General features: G+C 70.7%; 20 protein-coding genes and 1 pseudogene. 15 read left to right on the top strand and 6 right to left on the bottom strand.

The features are described 5' to 3' along the window. The first annotated feature begins 87 nt into the window (after nt 1-87). Nucleotides 88-1,167 carry an endonuclease/exonuclease/phosphatase family protein gene (locus ACZ7OY_RS29900; RefSeq protein WP_471914279.1) on the top strand — a complete coding sequence of 360 codons (1,080 nt, stop codon included), beginning with the start codon at nt 88-90 and terminating at the stop codon, nt 1,165-1,167. Nucleotides 1,168-1,697: 530 nt separating this feature from the next. Here ACZ7OY_RS29900 and ACZ7OY_RS29895 read toward each other — a convergent pair. Continuing rightward, nucleotides 1,698-2,228, bottom strand: a complete 531-nt coding sequence (locus ACZ7OY_RS29895; protein ID WP_471914278.1) for an SRPBCC family protein — start codon at nt 2,226-2,228, stop codon at nt 1,698-1,700. 124 nt (nt 2,229-2,352) lie between these two features. Between ACZ7OY_RS29895 and ACZ7OY_RS29890 the strand changes: the two genes are divergently transcribed. Next, nucleotides 2,353-2,676, top strand: a complete 324-nt coding sequence (locus tag ACZ7OY_RS29890; protein WP_471914277.1) for an HGxxPAAW family protein — start codon at nt 2,353-2,355, stop codon at nt 2,674-2,676. Between the two features lie 65 nt (nt 2,677-2,741). Here ACZ7OY_RS29890 and ACZ7OY_RS29885 read toward each other — a convergent pair whose 3' ends face one another. After that, complete coding sequence (locus tag ACZ7OY_RS29885; protein WP_471914484.1) at nt 2,742-3,131, bottom strand: hypothetical protein; 390 nt, start codon at nt 3,129-3,131, stop codon at nt 2,742-2,744. Between the two features lie 143 nt (nt 3,132-3,274). Here ACZ7OY_RS29885 and sigJ point away from each other — a divergent pair, with 143 nt between their 5' ends. Further along, nucleotides 3,275-4,207 (top strand): RNA polymerase sigma factor SigJ, encoded by a 933-nt coding sequence (gene sigJ, locus ACZ7OY_RS29880; protein WP_471914276.1) that lies wholly within the window; start codon nt 3,275-3,277, stop codon nt 4,205-4,207. Between the two features lie 59 nt (nt 4,208-4,266). Here sigJ and ACZ7OY_RS29875 read toward each other — a convergent pair whose 3' ends face one another. Beyond that, nucleotides 4,267-4,671, bottom strand: coding sequence for a VOC family protein (locus ACZ7OY_RS29875; protein WP_471914483.1), 405 nt, complete (start codon nt 4,669-4,671; stop codon nt 4,267-4,269). A gap of 459 nt (nt 4,672-5,130) precedes the next feature. Here ACZ7OY_RS29875 and ACZ7OY_RS29870 point away from each other — a divergent pair, with 459 nt between their 5' ends. The 4 genes from ACZ7OY_RS29870 (at nt 5,131) to ACZ7OY_RS29855 (ending at nt 8,434) form a co-directional block, all read left to right on the top strand. Continuing rightward, a complete protein-coding gene (locus ACZ7OY_RS29870; RefSeq protein ID WP_471914275.1) occupies nt 5,131-5,508 on the top strand; it encodes a hypothetical protein in 378 nt (125 codons plus the stop codon). 338 nt (nt 5,509-5,846) lie between these two features. Beyond that, a complete protein-coding gene (locus ACZ7OY_RS29865; RefSeq protein ID WP_471914274.1) occupies nt 5,847-7,061 on the top strand; it encodes a globin domain-containing protein in 1,215 nt (404 codons plus the stop codon). Between the two features lie 43 nt (nt 7,062-7,104). Then, nucleotides 7,105-7,431, top strand: a complete 327-nt coding sequence (locus ACZ7OY_RS29860; RefSeq protein WP_471914273.1) for a hypothetical protein — start codon at nt 7,105-7,107, stop codon at nt 7,429-7,431. A 178-nt stretch (nt 7,432-7,609) separates the two neighbouring features. Beyond that, complete coding sequence (locus ACZ7OY_RS29855; RefSeq protein WP_471914272.1) at nt 7,610-8,434, top strand: DUF1684 domain-containing protein; 825 nt, start codon at nt 7,610-7,612, stop codon at nt 8,432-8,434. Between the two features lie 276 nt (nt 8,435-8,710). Here ACZ7OY_RS29855 and ACZ7OY_RS29850 read toward each other — a convergent pair whose 3' ends face one another. After that, on the bottom strand, nt 8,711-9,145 hold the full coding sequence (locus tag ACZ7OY_RS29850; RefSeq protein ID WP_471914271.1) for an ankyrin repeat domain-containing protein: 435 nt from the start codon (nt 9,143-9,145) through the stop codon (nt 8,711-8,713). A 167-nt stretch (nt 9,146-9,312) separates the two neighbouring features. Between ACZ7OY_RS29850 and ACZ7OY_RS29845 the strand changes: the two genes are divergently transcribed. The 5 genes from ACZ7OY_RS29845 (at nt 9,313) to ACZ7OY_RS29825 (ending at nt 14,770) form a co-directional block, all read left to right on the top strand. Further along, complete coding sequence (locus tag ACZ7OY_RS29845; protein ID WP_471914270.1) at nt 9,313-10,620, top strand: M20 metallopeptidase family protein; 1,308 nt, start codon at nt 9,313-9,315, stop codon at nt 10,618-10,620. 251 nt (nt 10,621-10,871) lie between these two features. Beyond that, entirely contained in the window at nt 10,872-12,767 is a 1,896-nt protein-coding gene (locus ACZ7OY_RS29840; RefSeq protein WP_471914269.1) for an ATP-binding cassette domain-containing protein, read from the top strand. Between the two features lie 74 nt (nt 12,768-12,841). Then, entirely contained in the window at nt 12,842-13,366 is a 525-nt protein-coding gene (locus ACZ7OY_RS29835; protein ID WP_471914268.1) for a GNAT family N-acetyltransferase, read from the top strand. Between the two features lie 383 nt (nt 13,367-13,749). After that, nucleotides 13,750-14,163: an aggregation-promoting factor C-terminal-like domain-containing protein gene (locus ACZ7OY_RS29830; RefSeq protein WP_471914267.1), complete on the top strand. Its 414-nt coding sequence runs from the start codon at nt 13,750-13,752 to the stop codon at nt 14,161-14,163. A 133-nt stretch (nt 14,164-14,296) separates the two neighbouring features. Next, on the top strand, nt 14,297-14,770 hold the full coding sequence (locus ACZ7OY_RS29825; protein ID WP_471914266.1) for a GNAT family N-acetyltransferase: 474 nt from the start codon (nt 14,297-14,299) through the stop codon (nt 14,768-14,770). On the opposite strand, the gene ACZ7OY_RS29820 is transcribed toward ACZ7OY_RS29825, so the two are convergent. Continuing rightward, nucleotides 14,767-15,189, bottom strand: coding sequence for a hypothetical protein (locus tag ACZ7OY_RS29820; protein WP_471914265.1), 423 nt, complete (start codon nt 15,187-15,189; stop codon nt 14,767-14,769). The two genes, ACZ7OY_RS29825 and ACZ7OY_RS29820, sit on opposite strands and share 4 nt — an antisense overlap. A 132-nt stretch (nt 15,190-15,321) precedes the next feature. Then, nucleotides 15,322-15,711, bottom strand: a complete 390-nt coding sequence (locus ACZ7OY_RS29815; protein WP_351621148.1) for a winged helix-turn-helix transcriptional regulator — start codon at nt 15,709-15,711, stop codon at nt 15,322-15,324. Nucleotides 15,712-15,857: 146 nt separating this feature from the next. Here ACZ7OY_RS29815 and ACZ7OY_RS29810 point away from each other — a divergent pair, with 146 nt between their 5' ends. The 3 genes and pseudogenes from ACZ7OY_RS29810 to ACZ7OY_RS29800 form a co-directional block, all read left to right on the top strand. Beyond that, on the top strand, nt 15,858-16,703 hold the full coding sequence (locus ACZ7OY_RS29810) for an SDR family oxidoreductase (RefSeq protein WP_471914264.1): 846 nt from the start codon (nt 15,858-15,860) through the stop codon (nt 16,701-16,703). Between the two features lie 236 nt (nt 16,704-16,939). After that, entirely contained in the window at nt 16,940-18,166 is a 1,227-nt protein-coding gene (locus ACZ7OY_RS29805) for a chitinase (RefSeq protein ID WP_471914263.1), read from the top strand. 443 nt (nt 18,167-18,609) lie between these two features. Next, a pseudogene (locus ACZ7OY_RS29800) lies at nt 18,610-18,718 on the top strand (lytic transglycosylase domain-containing protein); the annotation flags it as partial.

Raw genomic sequence — 18,718 nt, 5'->3', positions numbered from 1 at the left:
TCGAACCTCGCACTGCGCGCACATGTATGCCCACCCCACCCGGAACCCGAGGAAGCAGCAGTGACCGGCAGTACGCAAGGACGGACGATGACGCAGGTCGGTACGCCGGAGACCGGCCGGGGCGATGCCGGACCCCGGGCTGCCCGCCCAGGCGCGCTGCACAGGGCCGTCCGCCGGGCGATCCTCGCCGGTTCCCGGCCGGGGCCCTGGAGGCGCGGGCCGGTGCTCGCGGCGTCGGCGGTGCTGCTCGGCCTGCTCATGCTGCTGCACGCGAAGATCCCGAACCGGATCGGAAACCTCGGCAGTCTGACGGAGACGTTCCTGCCGTGGTTCGGCCTGTTCATCCCGGTGCTGCTGGCCGCGGCGCTGTGGCGCCGCTCCGCCTCCGCGGTCGCCGCGCTGCTGCTGCCGGTCGTGGTGTGGGTGAACCTCTTCGGCGGGCTGCTCGGCGACAAGTCCCACCCGGGCAGCGACCTCACCGTGGTCAGTCACAACGTCGACGCCGACAACCCCGACCCGGCTCGCACCGCGCGTGATCTGGCCGCCTCCGGGGCGGACCTGCTGGCCCTGGAAGAGATCACCGCGCAGGCGAAGCCGCTGTACGAGAAGGCGCTGGCAAGGGCATACCCGTACCACACGGTGCTGGGCACGGTCGGGCTCTGGAGCAGGCTGCCACTGTCGGACACCCGACCGGTCGACACCAAGCAGGACGCCGGACCGCTGGGGGACGCCAAACCGGCCGACGAGAAGATGACGTACAACCGGGCCCTGCGCACCACGGTGGCCACGGACCACGGACCGCTGGCCGTGTACGTGGCCCACCTGGGATCGGTACGCGTGTCGCCCGCGAACGGCTTCTGGACGGAGAGCCGGGACAGAAACGCACGGGCGCTCGCCGAGGCCATGGCCGCCGAGCACAATGAGCGGGTGGTGCTGCTCGGTGACCTGAACGGCACCACGGACGACCGTGCGTTCACCGGCCTCACCTCGCGGCTGCGCTCGGCACAGGAGGCAGCCGGGGACGGTTTCGGCTTCAGCTGGCCTGCGGCGTTCCCGGTCGCGCGGATCGACCAGATCCTGGTGCGCGGCGTGAAGGCGGACAGCTCATGGGTACTGCCGACCACCGGCAGCGACCACCTGCCGGTGGCGGCCGGAATCAGCTGGTAGGCCGTTGCCGAAGGTCTGCCTCAGCCGTCCACCGCCTGGGGCACGCCTGCGTCCGAGCCCTTCTGCCGCGAGTGCGGGGTGCGCCATCTGCGCATGGGCGTCGGCTGACGTGCCCAGGCGCGCGAGGGGGTGCGGCGCCCGGGCCCCTATGGAGCGCCGCTCGCCTATGGAGCGCCGCTCGGTACCTGTCCGCAGCGTTCATCCGGCCACCACATGCGCGCGATGTCCTTCCGGATCTCGGGACGCGAGCCCCCGTCCGTCTCCTCCAGCGCGCGACGACTGGACGCGGACCTCCTGCCGGCCTTCTCCTGCACCATCCTTCGACGCATCTGCCTGCCTCCTCTGCCGTGTCCTGCCGTCTCTCGAGTTCCTTGCTTCTCCCGAGTTCCGCGTTCCGTGCGGTTTAGGCGTATTTCAATCGAGCTGCTGAAATATTCAGTCTCGCTCGCCTGCGCGAGCGTGAATGCACTCGCCCGCCTCTGCTACGGACACCCGCGCTGGAGCAAGACCGAGAACGGCATGACGGCAAGTCAGACGGCGTCCTCGGCCAGCGCCTTGATGCCACGAAGGGTGGCTTCCATCCCGGCGTGCAACTCCTGCAGCCGGAATGCGATGAACTCCTCCTCCCGGTCCGGCCAGCGCTCCAGGGCCAACGTGAGTCCGCTGCGGCCCGGCCCGACGCGGACCGACTGCCGCAGCCGGCTGCCCCCGCCTTCGACGTCGAGTTCGTAGCGCCAGTTCGCCATGGCCTTCGCCGGATCCAGCGTCGGTTCTCCGTAGTGGCCGTCCGCATCGGTGACGGCCCAGGCGAACACGTGCGGTTCGGTCAGCTCGACCACATGGGAGACGGTCCGCCACTCGCCGAGCCGCCGGTGATGGTTGTAGCCCTCGAAGCACGCACCCTCCGAGGGCCGGTCTGCGCCGTCGAGCCATGCGACACGCTGTAGTTCAGGGCTGAGCCGGGCGGTCAGGCCGATGTCGGTCACCAGTTCCCAGACGCGCGGCACAGCCGCCGCGACGTGAACGTCACAGTGCGCACTCGGACCGTCAGCGAATCGCACAACGCCCCCTTCGATGCCGGTTTTCCTGATCAACGCGTCGGGCGAGTAGTCCGTTCCGAGTTCGGTGAGCTAAATTCCTTACTTGCTAAGCCATTGCAGTCCACGGACGCAAGGAGGCAAGTACGTGAGTGGACACCACGACGAAGGCCACACCATTGCCGGATGGACAGGTTTCGCCGTCGCCACGATCGGGGCACTCGCCGTCGGCATGGGCGTCGTCAGCTGGCGCCCGGGCATCTGGGTCGGGCTCGCCGTGCTGGTGACAGCGGTTCTGATCACGTGGGCCCTGCATCTGGCGGGCTGGGGCAAGCCGCCCGTACCGCGCGGCATCGACCAGCGGCGGCTCTCGGCGCGGGACCACTCCGTACGCGGCGGCCACGAGAACTGCTTCGGGTGCCGGCTGGCAGGGCGTCCCAGCGGCCGGGCCCGGACGACCGAGGCGCCCTGACGGCGATCCGTACCCCCGAACCCCTGCCGGCCCGGACCGAAACCGGCCCGCGGTGCGGGTCGCCGTCATCGGTGGTCGCTGCGCGGGCCTGTGGCGGTGTGCCGGGACAACGCCAGCACGCTCAGACCGAACATCAGGACACCGAGGGGGAGATGGACCGACGGAACGTGCGCGATGCCGAGCACCACCTGGATCGAGGCCAGTACGAGGAACCCTGACGCGTGCCAGACCGGCCGGGGCGAGCCGCCGCCCGGCTTCCACGCCAGCACCGCCGCAAGCACGTACAGCATCGACGCCCCGTACATCACCCGGGCTCCCACACTGTGCAACGTCTCTCCGTAGGAAGCGGTCAACAACAGGCCTGCGGAGACCGCCTGAAGGAAGATGGTCAGGGTCTGGAGAGTGATGGCGATCCGCAGAAACGCGGAGCCCCGTCGTACGCCCGTCGATGCCATCGCCTTCGTTGTCTTCGCCGTCTTCGCCGTCTCAGTGGCCATGTCACAGTCCCCTTCTGCGCCCTCGGGCGACAGATCGATAAGGTCTCACCAGTCCGACGACGCAGGCGGACGAAAGGTAAGGCGAGGGGGCCACCGGAAGCATGGGAAGTGCGCGGGCCGGTACAGCGGAGGCAGCCGACGAGCGACGTCAACTGGTCAATGTCGCCTACCGATTGCTCGGTTCGGTGACCGATGCAGAGGACGCCGTCCAGGATGCCTACACCCGCTGGTACGGGCTGCCGCAGGCCCGGCAGGAGGAGATCCGCTCCCCCGGCGCCTGGCTGACGACGGTCACCAGCCGCATCTGTCTGGACCTGCTCGGCTCGGCGCGGGCCCGCCGTGAACACTACGTCGGCGCATGGCTGCCCGAACCGCTGCCCGACCGCACCGAGTGGAACCATACGGTCGGGGCCGATCCCACCGGCTCCGCGGACCCCGCCGACCAGATCGTCCTGGACGAGTCGGTGGCCATGGCCTTCCTCGTGGTCCTGGAGTCGATGACGCCCGCCGAACGGGTGGCGCTCGTCCTGCACGACATCTTCCGGTACCCGTTCGCCGAGATCGCCGACGTGCTCGGACGTACCCCCACGGCCTGCAAGCAGCTTGCGTCCTCCGCCCGACGGCGGGTCGGCGCCGCAGACGCCCCGGCGACCGCGACCGGCCGGGCCGAGGTGGTGCGGCGCGTGAAGGAGGCATGGGAGACCAAGGACATCGCAGCCCTCGTCGGTCTCCTCGACCCGGCCGCCGTGATGACAGCCGACGGTGGCGGCCTGGTCGGCGCCGTGCTGCACCCGGTCCAGGGCGGCGCGCGCATCGCCCGGTACCTGGTCGCCATCGCCGACAAGGCTCCCGGGCTGGAGTTGCTGGAGCGCTCGGTCAACGGTGTGCCGGGCCTGGTGGCGCGGCGTGCCGGGACCGTCATGACGGTGGCCGCGTTCGACGTCTCCGACGGGCGCGTCACCCGGATCTGGGCGGTCCGCAACCCGGAGAAGCTGCGACCGTGGACGCGGCAGGACAGCTGCCGCAGCCACTGAACCCGTCGCTCAACCCGCGTCCCTGACAGCAGCGCGTACGGTCTCGGTCTGCCGGGGCGTCAGGAGTTGCTCCAGCCGCGGGTGCTGAGCACCAGCCGGTAGCCGTCAGGGTCTTCGACGCTGGCACCCCAGGTGTCCCAGTACGAGTTGCGCGCCTGCACGCGCTTGCCCCCGTGGCCTTCCAGGCGTGCGAGCAGCGCTTGCGGTACCTGCTCGTCGAGATAGACGACGAGCAGGTCCCCCTCGGTGGGCCGTGGTTCGACCGCGGCGTCGTGGACGAGTTCAAGGTGCCAGGAGGCGTCGGGCCAGCCGACCATCAACAGATCGTGCTCGTCCGGCCCGCCTGCGCTCTCCGACCGGAACAGCACGCTCAACCCGAGCCCGCCGACCCAGAACCGTTCCGCCGCGGCGAGGTCACGGGAGGGCCGGGCGATACGGATGTGGCTCTGGCCGGTGGCGGGCATGGCATGCTCCTCGACATCGATCATGTACTGACCGAGGCAGCGTAGGGAACGGTGTCTCCCACCGCATCGGCCCCGCGGCACAGGACCGATCCGTCGTGAGTCCTACGCCCCCCGAACCGGGCCGATTTGGCCGCGCTGAAAGGCAAAGCGTCTCCCTGTCCTGGGGAGACATCCCAGGCTTCCCCGTTCTTGCAGGTCAACCGGGGTGAGACCATCCCACCGTTGTGGGTCGGGCGGCGGCTGCCGGAAGATCCTGTGCGTAGTCGGAAAGAGCGTCCGCGACGAGTGGCAGCGCCGAGCCGGCCGACAGGTTCCGGGCGTGAGCGTCCGCAAGCACCCTTGGCGTGCAGGGAATTCGCGAAAGCGGGACATGTCCGCCGCGGCTTTGTCCGGGCCTGGTCATGTCCGGTCGCCGATCGCGGGCGGCTTCGAATGGTTCACTGAATTCTTGGAGGTCTGATGAAGTCCGTCATCCGGAAGGCTGCGGGATTCGCGGCGGCCGGCGTGACCGTCGCGGCCATGTCCTTGACGGGCGCGTCCGCGGCCCACGCGGAAGCCCCCACCCAGGGTTGTCCGTACCCCTACGTCTGCTTCTACCTGAACAACGCCGATCTGCTGGCGGGCAAGCCGATCTCGAAGTACCGGGACGTCACCAGTGGCTACCAGGCGGTCAAGCCTCGGCCGCACTACGGGGTCCTGAACACCCGCAACGACGACGTGGCGTATCTGCGGCTCCAGGACGGGTCCTCGATCTGCCTTCCGCCGAACACCCAGACGCTCTTCGCCGACGGCTACAGCGTCACCGGAATCAAGATCTCCAGCAGCTCCACGTGCTGAATGGGCTGGGACGACCGGCGGGCGCGCGTGATCGCGCCCGCCGGGCCGGCGCCGGCTACCGTCCGGGCCTCCCCGAAGGACCGCTCGCGGACGAGGCCGTACGTGCGGTGGACCGACCGGCCGGGCCCACGGGTGTGGACCGCATCGTCAACAGGCCGACTCTCCTCCGTGCTTCGGGACCGTTCGGCCCCCGGTGAGGACCATCGGGACCTGATCACGGACACCGCCGAGGAGAGACGCTGTCGGTGAAGCGGAAACCGGCCCCGCGGCGTCGCTCCCGAGCGTCACCGTCCGCGTCGCGCCCGTCATCCGCCGCACCGCACTTCCCTGGAGGTTCCATGTTGTCCGCGGAGTCCGCAGCTCTCGTACGGGCCACCCTGCCCGCCGTGGCCGGGGCGCTCGACGAGATCACCACCCGCTTCTACGCCGCCATGTTCCGCGAGCGGCCGGAACTGCTCGACGGGATGTTCAACCGCGGCAACCAGGCCAGCGGGGCCCAGCGCCGCGCGCTGGCCGGTTCGATCGCCGGGTTCGCCACGGCGCTCCTGGAGAACCCCGGCGCGCGGCCCGACGCGCTGCTGTCACGTATCGCCCACAAGCATGCCGCCGTCGGTGTCACCGACGACCAGTACACGATCGTCCACAAGTACCTGTTCGGCGCGATAGCGGACGTCCTCGGAGCCGCGGTCACTCCCGAGGTCGCGGCCGCCTGGGACGAGGTCCACTGGCTGATGGCCGGCGCCCTGATCAGCCGGGAGGCCCTCCTGTACCAGGACGCGGGGGTACAGCCCGGCGGGAGCCGGCGGCCGTGGACGGTCGTCGAACGCCGTACGGAGACCTCCGACGCCGTTTCCTTCCTGCTGCGTCTGGCGGACGGCGAGCCGGCACCGCGGGCCCGCGCCGGCCAGTACGTGAGCGTCCGGGTGCGCATGCCCGACGGTGTGCACCAGTTGCGCCAGTACACCCTGTCCTCGGACCCGGGTGGTGAGCTGCGGCGGATCACCGTGAAGCGGGCCGCGGGCGAGGGCGGGGAGCCGGACGGTGAGGTCTCCACCCTGCTGCACGAAACCCTGGGTGAGGGTGACGAGTTGCTGCTGTCCGCGCCGTTCGGCGATGTCTTCCTCGACGACCCGGCCGACGCCGTCACCCCGGTCGTCCTGGTCTCGGCGGGTATCGGCTGCACCCCGATGACGGGCATCCTGGCCCATCTCGCCGCCCTCGGCTCGACCCGGCCGGTTCTGGTCCTGCACGCCGACCGCTCCCCCGCCGACCACGCGCTGCGCGCGGAGACACACACGCTCGTCGAGCGGCTGCCGGACGCCCGGTCCGTCTTCTGGTACGAACGCCCGGGCCCGGAGGAGCCTGCGGCGCGAGCCGGACTCATGGACCTGAGCGGAACCCAACTCCTCGCCGAAGCCACGGTGTTCCTGTGCGGCCCGCTCCCCTTCATGCGCGACGTGCGCGGACAGCTGCTGGCCGCCGGTGTCTCCCCGCGTCGCATCCGCTACGAGGTCTTCGGCCCCGACCTGTGGCTGCCCGGCACCGCGGCCTGACCACCGAACGCCGATGCATTCCGCTCCTGAGGAGGGATCCCCCGTGACCACCGACAGCACACGACAGGCCCCGCCGATCCGGCTGCGCACCGACGGCACCGTCGACGAGGCCACCCTGGCGTACGCCCGTACGAAGATCGACGCTGTCCTCGCCCGGCCGGGGCTGCCCACCGTCACCGGCGAGGTGCGCAACGCCCGAGCTGCGGCCCACCACGCCGGTCACCCGTGGTCGGCCACGGCCGACGTGCGCGTCGGGAGCCGTCAGGTCGTCGTGCTGGCCGAGGAGGCGACGGGCAACCTCCGCCGACCGGGCCGCCGTCCATTGACCGCCCGTCCATTGACCGCCCGTCCATTGACCGCCGTCCGTTGACCGCCCGTCCTTGGCGACCCGGTGAGGAACAGGCCCGCCTCGGCCGCCCAGGCCCTCACACGGCTGACATGAAGCTGTCACACACGAGCGGAATGCGGGCTCACCGACCGCCCGTTCCCACTGACATGACTGATGGCGTACCGCTCGACGCATCCGGCGTGCAGAAGCAGGAGATCTCATGACCACCGAGGCGACCACGGCAGACCTCCATGCCTTCACCGAGCAATGGCTGGAGTGGTACCGCGAACAAGAGGCCCGGCTCTCCGGCCCACACGGGTTCCTGGCGATCACCGGCCTGCACTGGCTCGACGACCGGCCGCAGCGCTTCACCGACGCCCCCGGAACCTGGCACACCGGCCCCGACGGGGTCGTCGTCACACTGGATGACGGTGAGGAACTGGTCGTCGAGGGGAAGCCGGTCGACGGTGAGCACCGTTTCGGCGTGCTGCCCGAACGCGGCGGCGTCGACGCGATCTGGAAGGACGCCGTCATCGAGGTCGCCAAGCGGGGCGGTCAAGACATCGTGCGCCCCCGGCACCCGGACGCGCCGCTGCGCACGGCCTTCACCGGAACACCGGCCTACGCCCCCGACCCGCGCTGGGCCGTGACGGGCCGGTACATCCCCTTCGACGAACCGCGGCCCACCACCGTGGGTGCCGTGGTCGAGGGTCTGGAGCACGTGTACGACGCGCCCGGCAGGATCGAGTTCGAGGTGGACGGGTACCGGCTGTCGCTGACCGCGTTCCCCGGGTCCGGTCAGGGCCGGTTGACCGTGCTGTTCACCGACGGGACCTCCGGGGTCACCACCTACACCGCCAGCCGGACCCTGTCCGTCGCACCGCCCGCTGCCGACGGCACGGTCGTCCTGGACTTCAACCGGGCCACGAACCTGCCGTGCGCCTACACGGACCTGGCCACCTGCCCGCTGCCGCCGGCGGAGAACCGGCTGACGGTGGCGATCGAGGCGGGCCAGAAGACCCCGCGCGAACGCGGCGGTTCCTGAACCGTGACTCCCCGGAGGTGACGGCGGCCGTCCCGGCCCTCCGGGGGAGCGTCCGGTTCCGGCATTGACGTCGGCGGAGGCGGGCCCGACCCGTGACGTCCTCGCCGACCCCGGCACGCGTACACCCGGCAGCTGCCGGCGAGCGCCCCCGGTCTGACCGACGCACGCCGTGGTCCGTCCCTGTCCGGGTTCACGACGGACACGGCGCCCCTGCCCTCGCACCGGTGGGCGGGTCGGGCTCGGGCAAGTCCACCGCCGCCCGGCTGGTGCTCCGGCTCACCTAGGGCTGTTCGTGGGGGTCGCTCCGGCTGCGACGAGGAGGGCGGCGGTCTCGGCGTGGGCTCCGTGGTCCGCCCAGTCCAGGGGGGACAGACCCCGTCCGTGTTCCTCACGCAGGCAGGGGTCGGCTCCGTGGGCCAGCAGGGCGCGCACGGTCTCGGTGTGCCCCCAGCACGCGGCCGCGCACAACGGTGTGCCGTCCGAACCGTCACCCCTGCTCTCGGCGTCCGGGCGGGCGCCGGCCTCCAGGAGCAGGCGCGCTATCTCGGCCTCTCCCTGCACGGATGCCAGATAGAGGGGGAGGGTGCCGTCACGGTCCCCCCGCTCCGGGTGCGCTCCACTCCGCAGCAGTGCCCGCACCTGTGCGGGGTCGGCATCGAGGATCGCCCCGAAAAGTCGGCGGGAGAGCTTCTTCTGTCGCCGCTGATTCATGGTCGTCGAGCCTAGCGATCACAACGCCTTGAGGCGACACGCCGACCCTGCCACAGCCTGTGGTCCAGGTGTCCCCACCCCGAAGCGGTGGCTCACCGGATGGGCAGGGACATGCGTCTGCGGCGAACGTGTGTCTCGGCAGACCACTTGAGCCGAAGGAGAAGACAGTGACTCGTCCTGTGGAACGCGCCCTCGCGCGCCGCACGTTACTGGCCGGCGCGGCGGCGGCCGGCGCGGGGGCCGTCCTGGCGGGCGCCGGTCAGGCCACCGCTGCCGGGTGGGCAGGACCGGTGGGGCAGGCGGCCGTGGACGCCGAGACCGCGCGGGTCCGGCAGGCGCTGATCGAGCTGCGCCGGGACATCCATCGGCATCCCGAAGCCCCGGGGCGGGAACGGCGTACGGCCGCCGTGGTGGCCCGGGAGCTGCGGGCGGCCGGACTGACCGTGGCCACCGGGGTGGGGGGCCACGGTGTGGTCGGCGTCCTGCGGGGCTCGCGCCCCGGCCGGACGGTCGCCTATCGGGCGGACATGGACGCGGTTCCGCCCACGGACATCGTCGGGACGGGCCCCGCGCCGGCCCATGTCTGCGGGCATGACGTCCACACCGCGATGGGCATCGGCGTCGCCCGGGTCCTGGCGCGGCTGCGCCGGCGCCTGAGCGGTACAGCGGTGTTCCTCTTCCAGCCCGCCGAGGAGACGCTCTCCGGCGCCCAAGCGCTGATCGATGCGGGCGTGCTGGAGCGGCTGGGCATCGAGGAGATCCACGCGCTGCACTGCGGACCGTTCCCGGTCGGCCGGTTCGCGGTGCCTCCGGGCTACGGAATGCCGGGCCAGGACAAGGGGGAGGTGGCACTTCGCGGACTGGACGCGGTCGACGCGGCGCGGCGCCTGGCCGCCGAGATCGGTGCGCTCGCCACGGTCGCCGTACCGCAGGGCCCGGCGGACCTGGAGCGCATCGTCGCCGACGCACAGACGCCCGACGGGCCGCTGAAGCGGTTCGTGGCCCTCCGGGCCACCGTCCAGGAGGTCGACCGGGCCACAACGGCCCAGGAGGCCAAAGTGAGTGTGTCCTACCGCTGCTGGCCGCAGGAGCGGTACGTGGAGGTACGCGACGCCGTCCGTCGGGCGGCCGCCCCCTACGCGGGTGCCGAGGTACGCTTCCCGGCCGAGCCGTTCCCGGCCCTGGTCTGTCCGGAGCACGACGCTCACCTGCTGGCCCGCCATCTGCACCGCGCCCTCGGCCCGGACACGGTCACCGAACTCCACGCCTCCTTCCCGCCGTTCAGCGGCGAAGACTTCGCCCTGTACCTGAACCGCATTCCCGGCACCTACACGTTCCTCGGCGTCCGGAGCCCCGGTGCACCCATCACGACGAGCTATCCGCACTTCCCCGACTTCCTCCCGGACGAGCGCGCCATCGGTATCGGCGTACGGGCGATGGCCGGCTGGATCGCGGAGCGCACCCGCGGGGCATAGCGCCCGCCATCGCGGCGGCCGTCGTCCGCGTCGCGGCGGCGGTCGTCGGCATCGCGGCGGCCGTCGTCGGCGTTTCGGCCAACCGCCCTGTCCAGCACACCTGTTGCAGGGACTGGATCCATGCATCCGGCACGCGACGCCACGCGCACTGTCCCGGGATTCCAGGTCCGGCCGAAACACATGTGTTCGATATCCCGGGTCGGTCGTTGAGCCCCACGACCATGCTGGACCACCGTCAAGGGGGCTCGACGTTGACCTCGGACGACACGAACCGACAGCAAGCCACCACACCTCCGCCACCGCCACCACCGCCGGCGGAGATCACCTACAGCGGGCAGTACTCCGTCAATCCGCTCGCCGAGGTCTCCTTCCGGCGGATGTGCGCACAGATCCCCTCCGTCCTGGGCCGGATCGCCCGGCTGGCATGGCGGACCGATCGGCGGGCCGTTCAGTTCCTGCTCGGCTGCCAGGTGGTCACCGGTGTCTCGGCCGCCGTGCTGCTGGCCGCCACCGCCCGCGCCATGAGGCCCGTCCTGGGCGACGGCTCCGCCGGAGACCGGCTGCGCGGAGCCGTCCCCGCGCTGCTGGTGGTCGCGCTCGCCGCCGCGCTGGGCCGCGGTGCGGCGGCCGTGGCCACGTACGCGGAGCGGCGGGTCACCCCAAGGCTGACGACGGAGACGGACAGCTCGCTGGTCGAGGCGGTGTGCCGGGTGGAGGCGTCCGCGTACGCGGAGGAGGGGTTCTCGGACCGGCACGAGGCGGCCGAGATGGGGGTGATCCGCACCCAGGTGATGGTCACCGACGCCCAGCGTTTCCTGTCCGCGCTGATCCGGATGGTCACCGCCGGCGGCGTGCTGTCGGTGCTGAACCCGCTGATGCTGCCGCTGCTCCTGCTCGCCGTGCTGCCGGCCGGTGTGGGGGCGGTCCTGACCGCCCGGGTCGACTACGAGATCCACTACGCCAACGTCGCCGACCGCAACGTACGCGGCATGATGCGCTGGTGGGCGACCACCTCGAAGTACGGCGACGAGGTACGCGCCAACTCGATGAGCGACTACCTCGTCTACTGGTACCGGGCCCTGTCCGACCGGTGCGACCGGCGCACCCTTGCCGCCGCGCCGCGCACCCTGCGGATCGCGGTGCTCTCCGCGTCGGCGGGCGGCGTCTTCCTCGTCGCCACCTGGGCAGCCCTCGCGTGGCTGGCGGTCTCGGGCCGGATCGAACTGGCCGTCGCGGCCACGGCCGTCATCGCCGTGCAGACCACGCTCGCCGCGCTCTCCCAGGTCGTCGTCAACGGCGCCGCGGTCTTCCACACCAGCCTCTACCTGAGCGACATGCAGGCCTTTCTCGACGACGCCGCGGCTCGCGCCCCCAAGCGTGGGGCCGTCAGGCACGGCGCCGCCACCGAGCAGATCCGGCTCGAGGAAGTCGTCTACCAGTACCCGGGCAAGGACAAGCCGGCCGTCGACGGCGTCTCCCTCACCCTGGAGCGCGGTCAGATCCTCGCGATCGTCGGAGCGAACGGCTCGGGCAAGTCCACCCTCACCCGCCTCCTCACCGGCATCTACCTGCCGGACAAGGGCCGGGTCACCTGGAACGGCACCGACCTCGCCCAGGTGGACCCCGCCACCGTGTGGGCGCGCACCGGCCTGGTCCCGCAGATCTTCGCCCAATGGCCGATGCCGGTCCGCGAGAACGTCACCCTCGGCCAGCCCCGCACCCACGACGACACACCCGTCTGGGAGGCCATCGACGCGGTCGGCCTGCGCGAGGCCGTCGACGACCTCCCCGCGGGTCTGGACACCCTGCTGTCCCGCGACATCTTCGGCGGCTCCGAGCTGTCCGGCGGCCAGTGGCAGCGCGTGGCCTGCTCCAGGGCCCTGTACCGCCGCCCCGGGCTGCTGATCCTGGACGAGCCGACCTCCCAGATGGACCCGCGCGGCGAGCACCAGATCTTCGAGGAGATCAAAGCCATCGCCGCCGGCCGCATCACCATCGTGGTCACCCACCGCCTGGAGAACACCAAGATCGCCGACCATATCGTGGTGATGGAGCACGGCAGGATCACCGAGCAGGGACGCTACGACGACCTCGTCCACGCCGACGGAACCTTCGCCGAACTCCTTGAACTCTCCCAGGACCGCTGACCGCCTCCGCCTCGTCCGTCCCGCCGCCGTACGGTCTCGTGGCAAACGCGCCCCGAGCCCGTAACGTCAGGGCCATGAGCACCGCATTGCCGACCCTGCACGGACGGCGGGGCGTGGTCCTGAGGCCCGCCGACCACCGGGACATCCCGTGCCTGGCCGCGATCCGCGCCACGCCCGAGGTGCATCGGTGGTGGCGGGGCGGCCCCGACCTGGCGGCCGAGGTGGCCGGGGATCTCGCCGACGCGGACACCCGGGTGTTCGTAGTGGAGTACGAGGGACGGGTGGTCGGGCAGATCCAGTGGTACGCCGAGCAGGACCCGGAATACCGGCACGCCGGCATCGACGTCTACCTCGACCCGTCGGTGCACGGCCGGGGCCTGGGGACGGACGCCGTCCGCACCCTGGTCCGGCACCTGATCGAGGACCACGCCCACCACCGTCTCGTCATCGACCCGGCGGCCGACAACGCGGCGGCCATCGCCTGCTATCGCAAGGTGGGGTTCCGTCCGATCGGCGTCATGCGGGCCTATGAGCGGGGCTCGGACGGAAGCTGGCACGACGGCCTGCTGATGGACCTCCTCGCCACCGACCTCACCTGACACCCCTCACGTATGCCAGGTCACATCCGGTCCACCCGCACCGTGAGCCCCCGTGCGCGCAGTGTCGCGGAACCGGTGAAGCACCCCACATGACCCACGTCACCCACTAACCGCGATAGTGGACAAAAAGGGACAGGTTTAGAAGCGGACGCATGCTCTGACCTGGGGATTGAGAGCCAGCTCACACGGACCAGCAAACACCCCAATGCGGCCACAACTAGTAAAAGGGGTCATTGCGGACATCGGTCGGGGCTGGTTGTCTTGAGGACGTCGCCAGGCACCACGGCCCCCCAGGGGTCACGGTGCCGACGCATGCCAGGACCGGAACACACGGCCCACCGGCGAGCGAGCGACCTCCCTGTCCCCGAAGAAAGAGGCTCTCTGTGTCCGTGTCCGCCATCCGTCGCATCGCCAGCCCGAAGAAGGCCCTCTCCGTCGTCGCCATCGCCGGCGCCGCCGCGGGCATGGCCCTGACCGCGGCCCCGGCCCAGGCAGCGACCACCTCGGCCTCCTCCGCCCAGGCGATCGCGCACCGGATGATCCCGGACGCGGCCCAGTACAACGCCTTCAACCAGATCGTCACCCACGAGAGCGGCTGGAACCACACCGCCACCAACTCCTCCTCCGGCGCCTACGGCCTCGTGCAGGCCCTGCCCGGCTCGAAGATGGCCACCGCCGGTGCCGACTGGAAGACCAACCCCGCCACCCAGATCAAGTGGGGCCTGGACTACATGAACTCCCGCTACGGCAGCCCCGCCCAGGCCTGGGACTTCTGGCAGACCCACCACTGGTACTGATCCACCGATCAGCCAGTCACCCCCGGCACGCCGACCTGAGCGCGCCATCCGCGAAGGCGGCGGCCCCCGACCCCGGGGCCGCCGCCTTCGGGCGTTTCCCGCCCCGCCCGGAGCTCCTGCCATGCTGCATGTCATGCGCATACAGATCACCTCGGCCGGGATGACCGAGCTCAACCAGGTTCTCGCCGATCATCACCGGTACTGGGGAGAGCGCGACCTTCGGCCCCTGCACCTTCGGGCGCTGGTGCAGGAGTTCGGTGAAACCTGCCTGGCCGCCCGCACCGAGGACGGGATTCACGGGTACATCCTCGGGTTCGTCACCCCGACCGGCACCGGGTACGTACACCTGATCGCCACTCGCGACGACGCCCGCGGCACCGGGCTCGGACGCCGTCTGTACGCCGCGTTCGCCGACGCCGCGCAGCGGCAGGGCGCGCTGCGACTGAAGGCGATCACCTCCCTCGGCAACACCGGGTCGATCGCGTTCCATCGCAGCCTCGGCTTCGACGCGCAGACGGTCGACGACTACAACGGCCCCGGTCAGGCCATGGTCGTCTTCCGCCGCGCTCTGCCGTTCGACACCGTGCAGCCCCGCGCGATGCCCTAGCCCTCCGGCTCCCAGGCCCACAGCAGCTCGAACTGGCTCAGGTCGCCGTCGAGTTGGAGGGAGGTGATCGGGACACGGTCGTAGAAGGCGAGGACCATGTCACTGGCCCTGTCCCGGGCAAAGGCGTCGGCCGTGTCCTGGCCCTCGTCGTCGGCGGGCAGCGCGCCGGGCGGCGCCGGAAGACGGGCGATCCGGGCGCCGTCGGCGGAGAGCGAGACGCGCCAGGAGCGGCCCTCGGTGGTGTGGAAGTCGAGGGCGGCGGGCTTGTGCGGCCAAGGGCTCGTCGTTGCGCAGCAGGTGGACATGAGCTCCTCGACACCGTCGAGTGCCACCTCCTCCGGCAGCGGCTGCCCGTCACCGGCGGTGAGCTGGGCGTCGTAGGTGTGCACCGCGATCTCCTGGAGCTGGTGGCGGGCCACGGCACGGGAGGTCTGCGGCGACTGCGACGAGCCCCACCACGTCGAGCAACCGCGGCGGCCACACCGCATGAGCCGCACGCCCGTCGGCGACGCGACGCTCCGCTCGGTCCCGACGGACCTTTCGCCGACGTGCTATCGGGCTGGATCGGTGTCGTAGTCGTGCCGGGCCTGCTCGACCCTGTCCAGGTTGGCGGCAGCCCAGCCGGCGAGGTGCGCGAAGAGCGGGGCAAGACTGCGGCCCAGTTCGCTGATCTCGTACTCGACCCGAGGGGGGACCTCCGGGTGGTACGTCCGTACGACCATGCCGTCGCGCTCCAGTTGCCTCAGCCGCTGGGTCAGCACTTTCGGCGTGATCGCGCCGATCCGTCGTTCCAGCTCGACGAAGCGCTGCCGGCCGTGCGCGTTGAGCGTCCACAGGATCGGCGTGGTCCACCGGCTGAACACGATGTCCACGACCGCACTGGTCGGACAGGCGAGTTGAGGGTCGACCGCAGTAGCCACCCCGTCGGTTTCACCGGCCACGTGCACCCCTCGGGATAGTCGCTTTCCTCTAGGTACCTACTATATCGGCGCTGTTAGCGTCCTCGTGTCGTCCGGAGCGCGGCTCCGCGCGACGGTCCCGCCCGCCCGGGCGTGGCAACCATGCTTGTTCGACACGGGAGTTGTTCATGTTTGTAGTGACGGGGGCAACCGGCAACGTCGGCCGTTCGCTCGTACAGGCCCTCGCGGCGGCGGGTGTCCAGGTGACCGCGACATCCCGGGGGATCTCGGCGGCGGACGTACCGGAGCACGTCGATCACAGACGGGCCGACCTGGTCGACCCCGAGAGCCTGCGGCCCGTGTTCGACGGTGCCGACGCACTGTTCCTCCAGAACGGAGGCCCCAGCGCGCATTTGCTGAACCCGCAGGACATCCTCGACGTGGCCAAGGCCGGCGGCGTCGGCCGAGTCGTCCTGCTGTCCTCCCAGGGGGTCGCGACCCGACCCGGGTCGGCCTCGCACGGGGACACCGCGCGCTCCATCGAGGACGCCGTCCGGCAGTCCGGCATGGCCTGGACGATCCTGCGGCCCGGAGGCTTCAGTTCCAACGCGTACGCCTGGGCCGAGTCGGTGCGTACCCGAAGGACCGTCGCCGCACCGTTCGCCGACGTCGGCCTGCCGACGATCGACCCGGACGACATCGCCGAGGTCGCCGCCGCGGCCCTGCGGGAGGACCGACACACGGGATTGGTCTACGAGTTGACCGGGCCCGCGCTCGACACGCCCCGCGAGCGGGCCCAGGCGATCGGCGCCGCACTCGGCGAACCCGTCCGGTTCGTCGAGCAGACCCGGGACGAAGCCCGCGCGCAGATGCTCCGGTTCATGCCCGAGTCCGTGGTCGAGACGACGCTGACCATCCTCGGCGAACCCACCCCCGCGGAACAGCGCATCAGCCCCGATGTCCAGCAGGTCCTCGGCCGCGCACCCCGCGCCTTCGCCGACTGGGCTCGGCGCCGCATCGCCGCTTTCCGATGAATCCGCAGTCTTCGGCCAGGACGAGTTCGGAGCATCGACCCGGAGGTTGCAGACAACTCCGCCCGCCGTAGGCGATTCGTTCCCGGCTTGACACTCAAGTAGCGGGCGGGAAACGGCACTTGGGTAAACTCTTCGTCTGGTCCAGACCAAAGAGTCGTCTGGTCTAGTCCAACATGATTGACGTGATCGCGACAGTGCCCGGAAGCTGGGGCTTCCCCCACCCCTCTGGAGGCACAGTGAGACGTCTTCGCGCATGTCTGGGCGCGGCAGCCGCCGTGAGCCTGGCCGCGGCCGGCGCGACCGCACTCGTCGCCGGCAGCGCCTCGGGCGCGACCGCCGCGCTCAGCAACCGGTGGTACGCCGCCGCCCCCTACCTGATGCCGACGGACAACGATCCGCCGGACGCGGCCGCGATCATGGACGCGACCGGCCTCAAGGCGTTCCAGCTCGCGTTCATCCTCGCCCCCAACGGCGGCGGCTGCTCGCCCACTTGGGGCGGAACGTCGGCGGTGTCCTCGGACACCGCCGTGCAGTCGGTCATCAACACCATCCGCGCCAAGGGCGGTGACGTCTCCGTCTCGATCGGCGGCTACGGCGGCACCAAGCTCGGCCAGGCCTGCTCGGACGCGACCGCCACAGCTGCCGCCTACCAGCAGGTCATCACCAAGTACGGCCTGCATGCCATCGACTTCGACCTCGAGGAGCCGGAGTACGAGAACACGGCGGCCGTCAGGAACGAGATCGGCGCCGCCAAGATCCTCCAGCAGAACAACCCGGGCCTGTACGTGTCCGTCACCACGGCCGGAACGGCGGACGGCACCGGCTGGTTCGGCAAGCAGATGCTGCTGGAGGCGAAGTCCCAGGGCTTCACCCCGAACAACTTCTCCATCATGCCGTTCGACGGCGGCTTCAACGGCGCCGCGTCCCAGACCAGCGCGCTCGCCAACTTCAACACGATCCTCCAGTCGACGTTCGGCTGGGACCAGGCGACCGCGTACGCCCATGAGGGCTTCTCCGGCATGAACGGCCGCAGCGACACGGGCGAGTACTTCTCCCAGGCCGACTTCCAGACGGTGCTGGACTTCGCCACGAGCCACAACATGGACCGCTTCACCTTCTGGTCCCTCAACCGGGACCGCCAGTGCTCCCCCGCCGACAACGGCGGCCGCACGTCGGGCACCTGCTCCAGCGTGACCCAGAACTCGTGGGACTTCGCGAAGTACTCGGTGAAGTTCGCCGGCGCCACCCCGCCCACCGGCACACCCACCCCGACGCCCACACCGACCCCCACGCCCACACCGCCGGGCAGCGGCTGCAAGACGCCCTGGAACGCGGCCACGGTCTACACCGCCGGTAACGAGGCTTCGTACAACAACCACAACTGGAAAGCCAAGTGGTGGACCCAGAACGAGACGCCGACCGGCGTCGACTGGGGTCCGTGGCAGGACGAGGGCACCTGCTGACAGTCCCATCGCACCTCTTGAGGGGATGGCGTCACCCGAGACCCGGGTGACGCCATCCCCTCGGCACATTCGAGACCGCGGTCACATCCACCCCACCCGCACCGTGAGCCTCCGTGCGCGCAGTGTCGCGGAACCGGTGAAGCACCCCACATGACCCACGTCACCCACTAACCGCGATAGTGGACAGAAAGAGACAGGTTTAGGCACACATCTGTGCCCTGACCTGGGGATTGAGAGCCAGCTCACACGGACCGGCAAACACACCAATGCGGCCACAACTAGTAAAAGGGGTCATTGCGGACATCGGTCGGGGCTGGTTGTCTTGAGGACGTCGCCAGGCACCACGGCCCCCCAGGGTCACGGTGCCGACGCATGCCAGGACCGGAACACACGGTCCCCCGGCGAGCGAGCGACCTCCTTGTCCCCGAAGAAAGCGAGCCTCCGTGTCCCTCGCCGTCATCCGTCGCATCGCCAGCCCGAAGAAGGCCCTCTCCGTCGTCGCCATCGCCGGCGCCGCCGCGGGCATGGCCCTGACCGCGGCCCCGGCCCAGG

It is taken from the genome of Streptomyces sp. NPDC107559 (assembly GCF_055657365.1).
This window is presented reverse-complemented; position numbering and strand designations above follow the sequence as displayed.